A 13732-nucleotide genomic window follows, 5' to 3' on the forward strand; every position below is an offset into this window, starting at 1 on the left:
GATGAGCGGCAGGTATCAGCATTCACCCACCCTTGCCCGGTGGGCCGGGACGCGCTCACCGGGCAGGGCCGTACGGGTCAGGCGAGGGGGCCGTCCGGGCCCTCGCGCGGCGGCTCGGGCGCGGACCGGGGCGCGGCGTCGGGCGCGGGCTCGTCCGGGGACCGGCGGGCGGGCTCGTACGGGGCCTCGTACAGCTCCTCGATCAGCGGGCCGTACCGTGCTCGAAGGACGCTGCGGCGCAACTTGAGGGAGGGGGTCAACTCCCCCGTCTCGGGGCCCCACTCCTCTCCGAGCACCCGGTGTCGCTTGACCTGCTCGGTGCGGTTGAGCCGGGCGTTGGCGGCGGCCACGGCCCGGTCAACCTCGGCGAGGACCTCCGGGTGGGCGGCGAGCCCGGCGGCGGATCCGGTCTCGATCCCCCGGGCCGCCGCCCAGAGGGGGGCCAGCTCCGGGTCCAGCACCAGCAGGGCCACGAGGTAGGAGCGGCCGTCGCCGTGGGCCAAGGCCTGGCCGATCAGGGGGTGCGCCTTGAGGGTGTTCTCCACGAGGGCCGGCGAGACGTTCTTGCCGGTCGAGGTGATGATCAGCTCCTTCTTGCGGTCGGTGATCCAGAGGAAGCCGTCCTCGTCGAGGCGGCCCACGTCCCCCGTCGCGAACCAGCCGTCCTCGTCGGCCACCGGTTCCAGCGTGCCGTCGGGCCTCAGGTAGCCGGCGAAGACGGTCTCGCCGCGCGTGAGGACCTCCCCGTCCTCGGCGAGCTTCAGCTCCAGCCCCTCGATGGGGCGGCCCACCGAGCCCGTCCGGAAGTCCTCGGGGCTGTTGACGGTGCACACTCCGGAGGTCTCGGTCAGCCCCCAGGCATCCATGATGGCGATCCCCCAGCCCTGCCAGAAGCGGACCACGTCGATCGGCATCGGCGCGGTGGCGCTGCCCGTCCACACCAGCCGGTCCATGCCGGCCGCCTTCAGCAGCGGCTCCAGCACCCGCTCCCTGGCCTCGGCGTATGAGGCCTCCAGGGCGGCCGGGACCTCCTCGCCCCGCTCCCGGTGTCCGGCGCGGGTCCGGGCCAGCTCGTTGGCGCCCTCGACGGCGGCGCGCCGCTCTTCGGGGAGCCCGGCCAGCACGGCCCGTACGGAGGCGGCGAGCTTCTCCCACACCCGGGGGACGCCGAAGAACTGCACGGGGCGCAGATCGCGCACGGCCCCGGCCACCGCGGCCGGGTCGGCGCACAACCGGACGTGCGCGGCCCGCAGCAGCGGCAGGTAGATGCCCAGGATGCGCTCGGCGATGTGCGCGAAGGGGAGGTAGCAGATGTGCTCGGCGTGCTCGGGCAGCTCGGTGCGCCGGTCCAGGCGGACGGACTGGAGCACTATGTTGCGGTGCGTCAGCCGGACGCCCTTGGGGTCGCCGGTGGTGCCGGAGGTGTAGACGACGGTGAGCGGGTCCTCGGGGCGCGACTCCCGCCAGGCCTTCTCGAAGGCGTCGGGCCGGTGCAGCCGGGCGCCGGAGGCGTAGAGGGAGGCGTAGGTGCCGTGGGGGCCCGCCTGCGCGGCCTCGGCCACCACGAGCCGCTCCAGCGGGAGGTCCGCGTCGGCCAACAGGGGCTCCCAGCGGGCGAGTTCGCGGGCGCCCTCGACGACGGCGAACCGGGCACCGCTGTGGCGGACCACGTACGCGATCTGCTCGGGCGCGGAGGTCCCGTAGACGGTGACGGGGACGGCTCCGAGGTGGACCAGGGCAAGGTCGCAGAGCCAGTGCTCGGGCCGGTTGCCCATCATCATCAGGACGTGCTCGCCGCGCTCCACGCCGAGGGCCGTGAAGCCGGCGGCGAGGACGGCGACCTGTCGGCGCGCCTCGCTCCAGGTGAGCGTCGTCCAGCCCGCTCCGTCCGCGCGCTCGGCGCCCCGACGCCAGGAGAGGGCGGGCAGTTCCCCGTACTCGGCGGCGTTGCGCGCCAGCAGGGCGGGGAGGGTGAGGTCTTCGGGTCGTCCGGGCAGTCGCAGGTTCGTGGTCATGGGCAGCTCCTGGCCGTTTCACATCGTTGGTGCGACAGCAATACTGTTGAACCCAAGCTGTGGAGCAGAGAGCGAGGAGCGGGCGATGGCCGACCGGGCAACCGAGCCGATGCTCACCGTGGACGAGCTGGCATCCAAGGCCGGTGTCACCGTCCGCACCGTACGTTTCTACAGCACGCGGGGGCTTTTGCCCCCTCCCGTGATCGGACCCCGTCGGGTGGGGCACTACGGCCCGGAACACCTCTCCCGGCTGGCCCTCATCGAGGAGTTGCAGCTTCAGGGCATGACCCTGTCGGCGATCCAGCGCTACCTGGACGCGCTGCCGGACGACCTGAGCGCGCACGACCTGGCCATCCACCGCGCGCTCGTGGCCACCTGGGCCCCGGACCCGGCGCGGGAGGTGTCACGGGCCGAGCTGGAGAAGCGGGCCGGGCGGACCCTGTCGGACGGGGACCTGCGGAGGCTGGCCGCGATGAACGTGCTGTCCCCGACGGTGGCGCCGGCGGGATCCCGCGAGGCGTCCCCGGTGGGGGACGCGTTCCGGGTGGACGTGGGGCTGCTGCGACTGGGGGTGGCGCTGCTCGACGTGCCGATCGCCCACGAGACGATCCTGGCGGCGCGGGAGCTGCTGTTGGAGCAGGCGCGGACGGCCGCGCACCGGCTGACGGCGCTGTTCCGGGACGAGGTGTGGGGGCCGTTCACCGAGGGCGAGAGCGACCCGGAGCGGGTGGAGTCGATGAAGGCGCTGTCCGCGCACATGCAGCCGATGGTGGTCCAGGCTCTGGTGACGGCCTTCCAGCGCTCCCTGAAGGAGGAGCTGAAGGCGGCGTTCGTTCCCGAGACGAACTGACGGCCCCGGGATAGGTTCGGGGCCATGGCTGTCATCCACCGCACCACGCTGACCCCGACCAAGCTCGAACTCCTCGCCGGGCGGCTGCCGTCGCGGCCCTGGTACCGGGGCGGCCCGATCGCCCCGGACCTCGCCAAGGCGGGCGGCTTCCGGATCGACGACCCCGAGGGCGAGGTGGGCATCGAGTTTATGGTGGTCACCGACGGGTCCGGCACCGAGCCCGTCGCCTACCTGGTCCCCCTCACCTACCGCGCGGCCCCCCTCGCAGGTGCCGAGGAGGGCCTGCTCGGCACCTGCGAGCACGGCGTGCTGGGCACCCGCTGGGTCTACGACGGGGCCCACGACCCGGTGCTGGTGGAGGGCCTCCTCGCGCTGCTGGCCGGGCGGGCGACGCCCCAGGCCCAGAGCCTGAGCGACACCCCCGACCCGAGCGTGGAGGTCCGCGCCGCAGGGGTCGACGCACCGTCGGGACCGACCGCTCCCGGGCGGGTGACGGACACCGCCGAGGCCACCGTCATCGCGGTGGGCCCGACGGACGGCGAGGGACCGACCCTGACCCTGTCCCGGCTGCTGCGGCCCGGTCCCGCCGCCACCGGGGACGACGTACGGGCCCAGGTGCTCGCCCCCTGGTCCGACCCGGACGGCACCGATCGGCGCGGGGTCTTCGCGACGCTGCGCGCGGGGGACTGAGCGGGCGGAGCGGTGGCCGCGCGGGGGCGGCACGGGGCGGGACGGTGGCCGCGCGGGAAGCCGTTCGGCCCCGTGGGACTGCGCGGACGGGCAGGCGGCGGCAGTCTGGGGGCCAGAGACGACCCCGCCCGGGGCGCCGGACCGCGAGCCCCAAGCGGCCCGCCCCGCCGTCCCGAAGGAGCGTGATCGGCGTGGCCCGCAACCGCCGCCTGATCCTCAGCCCGCCGTCCGAGGTGTGGCGCCTGCTGGCCGACGGCCGCCGCTACGGGGAATGGGTCACCGGAACCCGGGAGGTCCTCGCCGCCGACGCGCACTGGCCACGGGTGGGCGCCCGACTGCGGGTCCGGGTCGGATTCGGCCCCCTGACCCTCGACGACACCTGCGTGGTCCGCGTCTGCGAGCCGGAGCGGCGCCTGGAGTTGGAGGCGAAGGCGGATCCCTTCGGCGCGGCCCGCATCGCCATGCGCCTGGAACCCTGGGGCGAGAACACCCTCTTCACCCTCGACTGGCACCCCTTGCGGGGTCCCGGGACCCGGATGCACGGGCTCCCGGTGGACTACGTCGTCGCCGTCCGCAACGGCATGATGCTGACGAAGCTGGCCGAGATCGCGGTGCGCGAGCGCCCCGGGAGCGCCCGGGCGGCCGCCCCCGCCCGGCCCGGGCACCACCCCGGACCGAACGGCGTCGGCCCGCACGGGGCCCAGGGCGCGTCCTAGGCGGTCCCGTCGGCGTACGTCTCCCCGCGCTCGGCCTTCGCCACCAGGGAGGCGGGCGGGGTGAACCGCTCGCCGTAGGTGTCGGCCAGTTCGCGGGCGCGGGCGACGAAGCCCGCCAGGCCGCCCTGGTAGCCGTTGACGTACTGGATCACGCCACCGGTCCAGGCCGGGAAGCCGATGCCCATGATGGAGCCGATGTTGGCGTCGGCGATGGAGGTGAGGACGCCCTCGTCGAGGCAGCGGACCGTGTCCAGGGCCTCCGAGAACAGCATCCGCTCCTTCATGTCCTCGAAGGGGATCTCGTGGCCGGGCTTGGCGAAGTGCTCGCGCAGTCCGGGCCAGATGCGGACGCGCTTGCCCGCCTCGTCGTACTCGTAGAAACCGGCTCCGCCGCTGCGGCCCGGGCGGCCGAACTCGTCGACCATCCGGTCGATGACGGCGTCGGCGGGGTGCTCGGCCCAGCCGCGACCCTCGGCCTCGAAGGCCTTGCGGGTCTCGTTGCGGATCTTGCGCGGCAGGGTGAGGGTCAGCTCGTCCATCAGGGAGAGCACCTTGGCCGGGTACCCGGCCTGGGCGGCGGCCTGTTCGACGGAGGCGGGCTCGATGCCCTCGCCGACCATGGCGACGCCCTCGTTGATGAACTGGCCGATGACGCGCGAGGTGAAGAAGCCGCGCGAGTCGTTGACGACGATCGGCGTCTTGTTGATCTGGCGCACCAGGTCGAAGGCGCGGGCGACGGCCTCGTCGCCGGTGCCGTCGCCCTTGATGATCTCGACCAGCGGCATCTTGTCGACGGGCGAGAAGAAGTGCAGGCCGATGAAGTCGACCGGCCGCTTCACGCCCTCGGCCAGCCCGGTGATGGGCAGGGTGGAGGTGTTGGAGCAGAGCAGCGCGTCGGGGGCGATGACGTCCTGGATCTCCTGGAAGACCTTGTGCTTGAGGGAGGTGTCCTCGAACACGGCCTCGATGACGGCGTCACAGCCCGCGAGGTCGGCCGCCTCGGAGGTCGGGGTGATCCGGGCCAGCAGCTCGGCGCGCTTGGACTCGGTGGTGCGGCCGCGCGCGAGCGCCTTGTCGAGGAGCTTCTCTGAGTACGCCTTGCCCCGGGCGGCGGCCTCGGGGGTGACGTCCTTGAGGACCACCTCGATGCCCGCGCGGGCGCAGGAGTAGGCGATGCCCGCGCCCATCATGCCCGCGCCGAGCACGGCCACCTTGCGGACCTTGCGCGGCTCGATCCCCCGGGGGCGGCTGCGGCCGGCGTTGACGGCCTGGAGGTCGAAGAAGAAGGCCTGGATCATGTTCTTGGCGGTCTGGCCGGTGACCAGCTCGGTGAAGTACCGGGCCTCGATGGTCAGCGCGGTCTCGAAGTCCACCTGGGAGCCCTCGACGGCGCAGGCCAGGATGTTGCGCGGCGCCGGGTAGGGGGCACCGTTCAGCTGCTTCTTGAGGTTCGCGGGGAAGGCCGGGAGGTTCGCGGCGAAACGCGGGGTGGAGGGCGTGCCGCCGGGGATCCGGTAGCCGGGGACGTCCCACGGCTGCTGCGAGGCGGGGTTGGCGTCGATGAAGGCGCGCGCCTTGGCGAGCATCTCCTCGTGGGTGGCGGCCAGTTCGTGGACCAGTCCGTTGTCCAGGGCCCGCTGCGGGTTGTACTGGGTCCCCTGGAGCAGGACCTTGAGCAGGGCGTCGGCGATGCCCATCAGGCGCACGGTCCGGGTGACGCCGCCGCCGGCGGGGAGGAGGCCGAGGGTGACCTCGGGCAGGCCGATCTTGGAGCCGGGGGCGTCGAGGGCCACGCGGTGGTGGGAGGCGAGGCAGATCTCGTAACCACCGCCGAGGGCGGCGCCGTTGATGGCGGCGACCACGGGCTTGCCCAGGGTCTCGATGCGGCGCAGGGAGCGCTTGATCGCGGTGCCGGCCTCGAAGGCGAGGGCCGCGTCCTCGGGGCGCAGCCGGATCATGTCCTTGAGGTCGCCGCCCGCGAAGAAGGTCTTCTTGGCGGAGGTGTAGATGATGCCCCGGATGGAGTCCTTCTCGGCCTCGGCGCGGTCGGCGATGGCCGCGATGGAGTCCTTGAAGGCCTGGTTCATCGTGTTGGCGGACTGGTTGGGGTCGTCGAGGACGAGGGTGACGACGCCGGTCTCGTCCTGTTCCCAGCGGATCGTGGTGGACTCGCTCATGTTCGCTACTTCCGTGTCAGAGGTGGGATCAGGGGGCGGGATCAGGACGGATCAGACGCGTTCCACGATGGTGGCGACGCCCATGCCGCCTCCGACGCAGAGGGTGACCAGGCCGTAGCGCTTGTCCTGGCGCTCCAGTTCGTCGACGATCGTGCCGAGGATCATGGCCCCGGTGGCGCCGAGCGGGTGGCCGAGCGCGATGGCGCCGCCGTTGACGTTGACCTTGTCCAGGGACAGGCCCATGTCCTTGACGAAGCGGAGCACGACGCCGGCGAAGGCCTCGTTGATCTCGACCAGGTCGATGTCGTCGATGGTGAGACCGGCCTTGGCGAGGGCCTTGCGGGTGGCCGGCGCGGGGCCGGTGAGCATGATGGTGGGCTCGGAGCCGGAGACGGCGGCGGAGACGATCCGGGCGCGGGGGGTGAGCCCGTTGCGTTCGCCCGCCTCGCGGGAGCCGATCGCGACGAGCGAGGCGCCGTCGACGATGCCGGAGGAGTTGCCCGCGTGGTGGACGTGGTCGATCTTCTCGATCCAGTGGTACTTCTGCAGGGCCACCGCGTCGAAGCCGCCGAGGTCGCCGATGTCCGCGAAGGAGGGCTTCAGCCTGGCGAGGGAGTCGGCGGTGGTGCCCGGGCGGACGAACTCGTCGTGGTCCAGGACGACCAGGCCGTTGCGGTCGGTGACGGGGACCACGGAGCGGGTGAAGCGGCCGTCCTTGATGGCCGCCGCCGCGCGCTCCTGCGAGAGGGCGGCGTACTCGTCGACGTCGCGGCGGGAGAAGCCCTCGATGGTGGCGATCAAGTCGGCGCCGATGCCCTGCGGGACGAAGCCGGTGTCCCAGTTGGTCATGGGGTCGGCGAACCAGGCGCCGCCGTCCGAGGCCATCGGCACCCGGGACATGGACTCCACGCCGCCCGCCAGGACCAGGTCCTCCCAGCCGGAACGGACCTTGGCGGCGGCCAGGTTGACGGCCTCCAGGCCGGACGCACAGAAGCGGTTCTCCTGGACTCCCGCGACGGTGTCCGGGAGCCCGGCGGCGATGGCCGCGATGCGGGCGATGTCGGAGCCCTGGTCGCCGACCGGGCCGACGACGCCGAGGACGATGTCGTCGATGGTCCCCGGGTCCAGCCCGGGGTTGCGCTCGCGCAGGGCGTGGATGAGGCCGACGACCAGGTCGATCGGCTTGGTGCCGTGCAGGGCGCCGTTGGCCTTGCCGCGGCCGCGCGGCGTGCGGATCGCGTCGTATACGTACGCTTCGGTGCTCACTGGTCAAGCCTTTCGGGAGTTCGGGGAGGTCGGAGCCTCAGCCGGGGGGTGGGAGCGTCGGCCGGGGGGAGCGTCGGCCGGGGGAGGTGGGAACGTCAGCCGAGGAGGGAGCGGCCGATGATCTCCTTCATGATCTCGGTCGTACCGCCGTAGATGGTCTGGATGCGGCCGTCGACGAAGGCCCGCGCGACCCGGTATTCGGTCATGTAGCCGTATCCGCCGTGCAGTTGGAGACAGCGGTCGGCAACGCGCTTTTGCAGTTCGGTGGCCCACCACTTGGCCATCGAGGCGTGGACGTGGTCCAGTTCGCCGTTCGCGTGGTCGGTGATGCACCGGTCGAGGAAGGTACGGGTGACCGCGCACTCGGTGGCCATCTCCGCGATCTCGAAGCGGATGTGCTGGAGCTTGGAGAGGGGCCGGCCGAAGGCCTCGCGCTCCTTGACGTACCGCGTGGTGATCTCCAGGAGGTGCTCGGCGGCGGCGATCCCGGCCATCGCGATGCCCATGCGCTCCTGCGCCAGATTGGTCATCAGGTGGACGAAGGCGCCGTTGAGTTCGCCGAGGAGGTTCTCCTTGGGCACGCGGACGTCGTTGAAGAACAGCTCGGCCGTGTCCTGGGCCTTCTGGCCGATCTTGTCGAGGTTGCGGCCCCGCTCGAAGCCCTCGGCGCCGCGCTCGACGACGAGCAGGGACATCCCGTGCGCCCCGCCCTCGGGGGTGGTCTTGGCGACCACGACGACCAGGTCGGCCAGGACGCCGTTGGAGATGAAGGTCTTGGAGCCGTTGAGCAGCCAGTGGTCGCCCCGGTCCTCGGCGGTGGTGCGGATGCCCTGGAGGTCGGAGCCGGCGCCCGGCTCGGTCATCGCGATGGCGGTGATGGTCTCGCCCGAGCAGAAGCCGGGCAGCCAGCGGCGCTTCTGCTCCTCGGTGCCCAGCGAGGTCAGGTAGGGGCCGATGATGTCGTTGTGCAGGCCGATGGCCAGGCCCGGGGCTCCGGCGCGGGTGAACTCCTCGGCGATCACGGCGGCGTAGCGGAAGTCCGGGTTCCCGCCGCCGCCGTACTCCTCGGGGACGGCCAGGCCCAACAGTCCCTGCCGGCCGGCGGCCCGCCAGGCCTCCCGGCTGACGATGCCGTCCTTCTCCCACTGCTCGTAGTGCGGCAGCACCTCCTTGGCGAGGAAGGTGCGCACGGTCTCGCGGAACGCCTCGTGGTCGGCGTCGAAAATGCGGCGTTGCATCGGGGCCCCCTACAGCCAGCTCTTGACGGTTTCGATCAGTCGGGCCGGCTCGGGGCCCACGGGCGTGACGTTGAGCATCGTGACCCCGGCCTCCCGGAAGGCCTCGACGCGCTCGCGCACGTAGCCCTCCGGACCGCACAGGGTCATCAGCTCGCAGAACTCGTCCGGGACGGCCGCAGCCGCGTCGCGCTTGCGCCCGGCCAGGTACAGCTCCTGGATGGTGCGGGCCTGCTCGCCGTAGCCGTAGGCCACGGCGAGGTCGTTGTAGAAGTTCTTGCCGGGCGCGCCCATCCCGCCCACGTACAGGGCGATCTGCGGACGGGCCAGGTCGCGGGCGGCCGCCGCGTCCTTGCCGATGGCCAGCAGGCCGCCCGCGACGGTCTCCAGCGGGCCCAGTTCCGGCGCCCGCTTCGCCGCACCCGCGGCGAGCGCGCTCCCCCACACCTCGTGGGCCTTCTCCGGGAGGAAGAGCGTGGGCAGCCAGCCGTCGGCGATCTCCGCGGTCAGGGCCACGTTGGCCGGGCCCAGCGAGGCGATGTGGACGGGGATCCGGTCGCGGACGGGACGCGTGAGGATCTTCAGCGGCTTGCCGTGCCGGCCGCCCTTCTCGGGCGGCAGCGGCATGTCGGTGATGCCGTGGTGGTCGATCGTCTCGCGGCGCCAGATCCGCCGGCACAGCTCGACCGTCTCGCGGGTCCGGCCGAGCGGCTTGTCGTACGTCTTGCCGTGCCAGCCCTCCACCACCTGCGGCCCGGAGGCCCCGAGCCCGAGCATGGCCCGACCGCCCGAGACCGCGTCCAGCCCGGCCGCGGTCTGCGCGATGAGGGCGGGGGTGCGGGAGTAGACGTTGAGGATGGCCGAGCCGATCTTCATCCGCTCGGTGCGCGCCGCCAGGTAGCCCATGATCGTCGGGGAGTCGAAGCCCCAGGCCTCGGCCACCCACACGGCGTCCAGTCCGGCCGCTTCCAGGGCCGCGGCCTCGTCGGCGGCCCTGCGCGGGTCACCGGCGTAGTCGAGCAGCATGGACAGTTCCATCAGGCGCCCTCGTCCTTCGCGGTCAGTCCCGGCATGTCCCAGTCGCGTGCCACGGACGCGGTGTCGGCCCCCGGCTGCGCGGGGCCGCCGCGCACGACGGCCGGGGTCGCGGAGAAGCGCGGGGCGGGGGCGGGTTGGGTGATCCCGCCGAAGTCGGTGAAGGTGGAGCGGGCCGAGAGGTGCGGGTGCAGCGGGGCCTCGCGCAGCGAGAGCACGGGCGCCACGCAGGCGTCGGTGCCCTCGAACACCGCGGTCCACTCGGCGCGGGTGCGGGTCTTGAAGCGGGCGGCGACCGCCTCCCGCAGCTCGCCCCAGCGCGCCAGGTCCTTGCGGGCGGGAGCCCGGTCCCCGAGCCCGAGGAGCTCCACGAAGGTGTCGTAGAACTGCTGCTCCAGGGCACCGACCGCCATGTGGAGGCCGTCGGAGGTCTCGTAGGTCCCGTAGAAGGGGCAGCCGCCGTCGAGGAGGTTCGCACCGCGCCGGTCCTGCCAGCCGCCGGCCGCGAGCATGCCGTGGATCATCGCGGTGAGGTGGGCGGTGCCGTCGACGATCGCGGCGTCCACCACCTGGCCCGTGCCGCCGGGGGCGCCGGCGTGCCGGAGGGCGGCGAGGATTCCGATGACGAGGTAGAGCGAGCCGCCCGCGTAGTCCCCCACCAGGTTGGCCGGGACCGCCGGGGGCTCACCCGGCTTGCCGATCATCCCGAGGGCGCCGGTGACGGCGATGTACGCGATGTCGTGCCCCGCGGTGTGCGCGAGCGGGCCCTCCTGGCCCCAGCCGGTCATCCGGCCGTACACCAGCCGCGGGTTGCGGGCGTGGCAGTCGGCCGGGCCCACCCCGAGCCGCTCCGCGACCCCGGGACGGAACCCCTCGATCAGCACGTCCGCCCGGTCCACCAGGTCGAGGACCAGCCCGGGGCCCTCGGGGGACTTGAGGTCGACCAGGACGGAGCGCTTGTTGCGGTTGGTCAGGTCGTACCTGGGGTCGACGGCGAGGCCGCCTCCACCGGGCCGGTCCACGCGCACCACGTCCGCGCCGAGGTCGGCCAGGAGCATGGCGGCGAACGGAGCGGGTCCGATGCCCGCCAGTTCGACCACGCGCACTCCGGCGAGCGGGCCGGCCGGCGCCGCCTTGTACGCCCGCTCCGCCCGTACCGCCCGTTCGTCCGCCGCTTCGCCTGCCATTGCCATCGAGCCCCCAGCGCCCCTGGTGCGAGTGTGTGACACAACTGATGTAACACCAGCGATGCTAAGAACGTGTTCCACTCAGCACAAGAGCAAGCGCTTAGCCAGTTGGCCGGTCCGTGCCAGCGATCCGCCCGTCCAACTCCTTGACGTGCCGTTTCAACGCCCTGCTCCGGTAACTCTCCTCGACCCACTCGCACAGCACCTCCGCCGACGGCGCCCCCTTCTCCCCCAACGGCACGGACACCCAGCCCGACCGGCCGAGCCCGTACCCGGTGGGCTCGGCGCCCGGAGCCGTCATGGCGTGCCCGTGCAGCGCCTCGTCCCCCAGCTTCACCGAGATCCCCGGCGCCCGGTCCCCGTCCGTGTTCCCGAGGAAGACGAAGATCTTCTTGTTGACCTTCACCACACCGTCCCCGGGGCCCCAGGGAAACTCCTCCACCGCCTCCGGCAGCCCCAGGGCGAACTCGCGCACCTTCTCCCACTTGCGCACCGCAGCCTTCATCCACGCCTCCTCGTGCACGAACCTCCGACCACCCACGCTAGCCTCGGCCACCGGAACCAGCTGGGAGGAGCGGTCCATGAACGAACATGTCCGGAACACCCCGCACGACCGTCCGCAACGGCCCTACGACGTCGTCCTCTTCGGCGCCACCGGGTTCGTCGGGGCGCTGACCGCCGAGTATCTGGCCACACACGCCCCGGCCGGCTTCCGCTGGGCGCTGGCCGGCCGGGACACCGGCAAACTGGAACGGCTGCGCGAGCGGCTGGCCGCCCTCGATCCCGTCTGCGCGGCGCTGCCGCTGCTGCGCGCGGACGCCGGCGACCGGGAATCGGTGCGCGAACTGGCCACCGCCACCCGGGTCCTGGCCACCACCGTGGGCCCGTACGTCTGGTACGGGGCGGAACTGGTCGCGGCCTGCGCCGAGGCGGGCACCGACTACGTCGACCTCACCGGGGAGCCGGAGTTCGTCGACCGCATGTACGTCGAGCACGACGCCCGGGCCCGCGAGACCGGGGCGCGCCTGGTGCACGCCTGCGGCTTCGACTCGATCCCCGCCGACCTCGGGGCGTACTTCACCGTGGGCCGGCTGCCCGAGGGGGTGCCGCTGCGCGTGGACGGGTTCCTCCGGGCCGGCGCACTGGCCTCCGGCGGGACCCTCACCTCCGCCCTGACGGCCCTGGGCCGGGGCCCGCAGACCCTGGCCGCGGCCCGGGCCCGCCGACTGCACGAACCCCGACGGCCGGACCGGCGCACGCGCGGACCCGTCGGCGCCCCGCGCTTCAGCCGTGAGACCGGCACGTGGGCGCTGCCCCTGCCCACCCTGGACCCCCAGGTCGTCGCCCGGTCGGCGGCCGCGCTGGAGCGGTACGGCCCGGACTTCCGCTACCGGCACTACGCCTCGGTGCGCCATCTCCCCGTCGCGCTGGGCGGTGTCGCCGCCGTCGGCACCGCGGCGGTCCTCGCCCAGATCCCGGCCGCCCGACGCTGGCTGACGGCCCGCTGGGAGCCGGGCCGGGGCCCGGACGCGGAGCGCCGCGCCCGGAGCTGGTTCACCGTCCGCTTCGTCGGCGAGGGCGGCGGACGCCGCGTCTTCACCGAGGTCTCCGGCGGCGATCCCGGCTACGGGGAGACCGCGAAGATGCTGGCGGAGTCCGCGCTCTGCCTGGCCCACGACACCCTCCCGCAGCGCGCCGGGCAACTGACCACGGCGGTGGCGATGGGCGACGCCCTGCTGGACCGCCTCCAGAAGGCCGGCATCCGCTTCCGCGTGGCCGCCGAGGACTGACGGGGGGGAGGGCCCGGGGGGGCGGGGCCGTAGCGGGGCTCGGTGGGGCCGCGGGGCTGCGGTCAGCCCGCGACGGCCTCGCGCAAGGCGCGCCGGCAGAGGGAGTCGGCGTGCCGGGTGCTCTCGGGGATCCGGAACCGGGGACTCAGCGCGAGTACCTGGGCGCAGGCGTTGTCCAGCGAGACCCGGTGCCCCACGGAGACGTACACCGGCTTGATCCCGTCCTGGGTGCGCAGCGCCCTGCCGACGACGGCCCCGTCCGGCGCGAGGAGGGGCGAGGCGTCCCCGCGCCGGGCGCCGGGTTCCGCGTAGGTGAAGGTGAAGGGGTTCTTGGCGACACCGATGCTGGGCAGCCCGGTCACCACCCCGAGGTGGCAGGCCAGACCGAAGCCGCGGGGGTGGGCCAGCCCGTAGCCGTCGCAGACGACGAGGTCCGGGGCGGTGTCGAGGGCTTCGAGGGCGGCCAGGACGGTCGGCAGCTCGCGAAAGGCCAACAGGCCGGGCACGTAGGGGAAGCTGACGTGCCCGACGGCGGTGGATTCGGCCACGACGTCGAGCGTGGCCGCGTCCAGGACCACGGCCGCGGCGGCGACGAGGTCGCGCGCGTCGTCGTAGGCCACGTCCACTCCGGCGATCAGGCCCTTCCCGGGGAGGGGCCCGGTCTCGTCGAGCACCACCCGGCCGCGCAGCTCGTCCTGTATCGCCCGGGCCGCTGTCTCGTCTGCTGGGGTGTTCACAGTCGTCATAGTGGTGCGAGGGTAGCCTGGCGAT

The 13732-nt window shown here is 73.1% G+C and carries 12 protein-coding genes; 4 read left to right on the plus strand and 8 right to left on the minus strand.

Annotation, left to right across the window (positions count from 1 at the left end; all coding sequences use genetic code 11):
* Positions 1–77 precede the first annotated feature (77 nt).
* Positions 78–2015 (minus strand): AMP-dependent synthetase/ligase, encoded by a 1938-nt coding sequence (locus ACIOD1_RS14405; protein WP_401902427.1) that lies wholly within the window; start codon positions 2013–2015, stop codon positions 78–80.
* Positions 2016–2100: 85 nt separating this feature from the next.
* Between ACIOD1_RS14405 and ACIOD1_RS14410 the strand changes: the two genes are divergently transcribed.
* The 3 genes from ACIOD1_RS14410 to ACIOD1_RS14420 all read left to right on the plus strand — a co-directional run bounded on the left by ACIOD1_RS14410 (position 2101) and on the right by ACIOD1_RS14420 (position 4271).
* Positions 2101–2865 (plus strand): MerR family transcriptional regulator, encoded by a 765-nt coding sequence (locus ACIOD1_RS14410; RefSeq protein WP_365618764.1) that lies wholly within the window; start codon positions 2101–2103, stop codon positions 2863–2865.
* A 24-nt stretch (positions 2866–2889) separates the two neighbouring features.
* On the plus strand, positions 2890–3555 hold the full coding sequence (locus ACIOD1_RS14415; protein WP_401902429.1) for a 1,4-alpha-glucan branching protein: 666 nt from the start codon (positions 2890–2892) through the stop codon (positions 3553–3555).
* A 191-nt stretch (positions 3556–3746) separates the two neighbouring features.
* Positions 3747–4271 (plus strand): SRPBCC family protein, encoded by a 525-nt coding sequence (locus ACIOD1_RS14420; RefSeq protein WP_365618768.1) that lies wholly within the window; start codon positions 3747–3749, stop codon positions 4269–4271.
* Here the strand turns inward: ACIOD1_RS14420 and ACIOD1_RS14425 are convergent.
* The 6 genes from ACIOD1_RS14425 to ACIOD1_RS14450 all read right to left on the minus strand — a co-directional run bounded on the left by ACIOD1_RS14425 (position 4268) and on the right by ACIOD1_RS14450 (position 11676).
* Positions 4268–6448, minus strand: a complete 2181-nt coding sequence (locus ACIOD1_RS14425) for a 3-hydroxyacyl-CoA dehydrogenase NAD-binding domain-containing protein (RefSeq protein WP_401902431.1) — start codon at positions 6446–6448, stop codon at positions 4268–4270. The genes ACIOD1_RS14420 and ACIOD1_RS14425 overlap by 4 nt on opposite strands.
* Positions 6449–6499: 51 nt before the next feature.
* A complete protein-coding gene (locus ACIOD1_RS14430) occupies positions 6500–7714 on the minus strand; it encodes an acetyl-CoA C-acetyltransferase (protein ID WP_365618774.1) in 1215 nt (404 codons plus the stop codon).
* A 95-nt stretch (positions 7715–7809) separates the two neighbouring features.
* The gene (locus ACIOD1_RS14435) at positions 7810–8952 is read right to left on the minus strand and encodes an acyl-CoA dehydrogenase family protein (protein WP_365618776.1); all 1143 of its coding nucleotides are present in this window, start codon (positions 8950–8952) and stop codon (positions 7810–7812) included.
* Between the two features lie 9 nt (positions 8953–8961).
* The gene (locus ACIOD1_RS14440) at positions 8962–9987 is read right to left on the minus strand and encodes an LLM class F420-dependent oxidoreductase (protein ID WP_365618779.1); all 1026 of its coding nucleotides are present in this window, start codon (positions 9985–9987) and stop codon (positions 8962–8964) included.
* Positions 9987–11171 (minus strand): CaiB/BaiF CoA transferase family protein, encoded by a 1185-nt coding sequence (locus ACIOD1_RS14445; RefSeq protein WP_401902433.1) that lies wholly within the window; start codon positions 11169–11171, stop codon positions 9987–9989. The genes ACIOD1_RS14440 and ACIOD1_RS14445 overlap by 1 nt, the downstream gene beginning before the upstream one ends.
* A 100-nt stretch (positions 11172–11271) precedes the next feature.
* Positions 11272–11676 carry an MmcQ/YjbR family DNA-binding protein gene (locus ACIOD1_RS14450; RefSeq protein ID WP_365618784.1) on the minus strand — a complete coding sequence of 135 codons (405 nt, stop codon included), beginning with the start codon at positions 11674–11676 and terminating at the stop codon, positions 11272–11274.
* Positions 11677–11752: 76 nt separating this feature from the next.
* Between ACIOD1_RS14450 and ACIOD1_RS14455 the strand changes: the two genes are divergently transcribed.
* Entirely contained in the window at positions 11753–12961 is a 1209-nt protein-coding gene (locus ACIOD1_RS14455) for a saccharopine dehydrogenase NADP-binding domain-containing protein (protein WP_365618787.1), read from the plus strand.
* Between the two features lie 62 nt (positions 12962–13023).
* On the opposite strand, the gene ACIOD1_RS14460 is transcribed toward ACIOD1_RS14455, so the two are convergent.
* The gene (locus ACIOD1_RS14460; protein ID WP_365618789.1) at positions 13024–13707 is read right to left on the minus strand and encodes an endonuclease V; all 684 of its coding nucleotides are present in this window, start codon (positions 13705–13707) and stop codon (positions 13024–13026) included.
* Positions 13708–13732: the final 25 nt, after the last annotated feature.

The sequence above is a fragment of the Streptomyces sp. NPDC088097 genome, assembly GCF_044741845.1.
Taxonomy (GTDB): domain Bacteria; phylum Actinomycetota; class Actinomycetes; order Streptomycetales; family Streptomycetaceae; genus Streptomyces.

What these genes read in the sequence shown, in the direction of transcription:
- ACIOD1_RS14460 (WP_365618789.1), bottom strand. Translation starts at nt 13,707, where the DNA reads ATGACGACTGTGAACACCCCAGCAGACGAGACAGCGGCCCGGGCGATA.
- ACIOD1_RS14440 (WP_365618779.1), bottom strand. Translation starts at nt 9,987, where the DNA reads ATGGAACTGTCCATGCTGCTCGACTACGCCGGTGACCCGCGCAGGGCC.
- ACIOD1_RS14425 (WP_401902431.1), bottom strand. Translation starts at nt 6,448, where the DNA reads ATGAGCGAGTCCACCACGATCCGCTGGGAACAGGACGAGACCGGCGTC.
- ACIOD1_RS14455 (WP_365618787.1), top strand. Translation starts at nt 11,753, where the DNA reads ATGAACGAACATGTCCGGAACACCCCGCACGACCGTCCGCAACGGCCC.
- ACIOD1_RS14410 (WP_365618764.1), top strand. Translation starts at nt 2,101, where the DNA reads ATGGCCGACCGGGCAACCGAGCCGATGCTCACCGTGGACGAGCTGGCA.
- ACIOD1_RS14415 (WP_401902429.1), top strand. Translation starts at nt 2,890, where the DNA reads ATGGCTGTCATCCACCGCACCACGCTGACCCCGACCAAGCTCGAACTC.
- ACIOD1_RS14450 (WP_365618784.1), bottom strand. Translation starts at nt 11,676, where the DNA reads ATGAAGGCTGCGGTGCGCAAGTGGGAGAAGGTGCGCGAGTTCGCCCTG.
- ACIOD1_RS14445 (WP_401902433.1), bottom strand. Translation starts at nt 11,171, where the DNA reads ATGGCAGGCGAAGCGGCGGACGAACGGGCGGTACGGGCGGAGCGGGCG.
- ACIOD1_RS14435 (WP_365618776.1), bottom strand. Translation starts at nt 8,952, where the DNA reads ATGCAACGCCGCATTTTCGACGCCGACCACGAGGCGTTCCGCGAGACC.
- ACIOD1_RS14405 (WP_401902427.1), bottom strand. Translation starts at nt 2,015, where the DNA reads ATGACCACGAACCTGCGACTGCCCGGACGACCCGAAGACCTCACCCTC.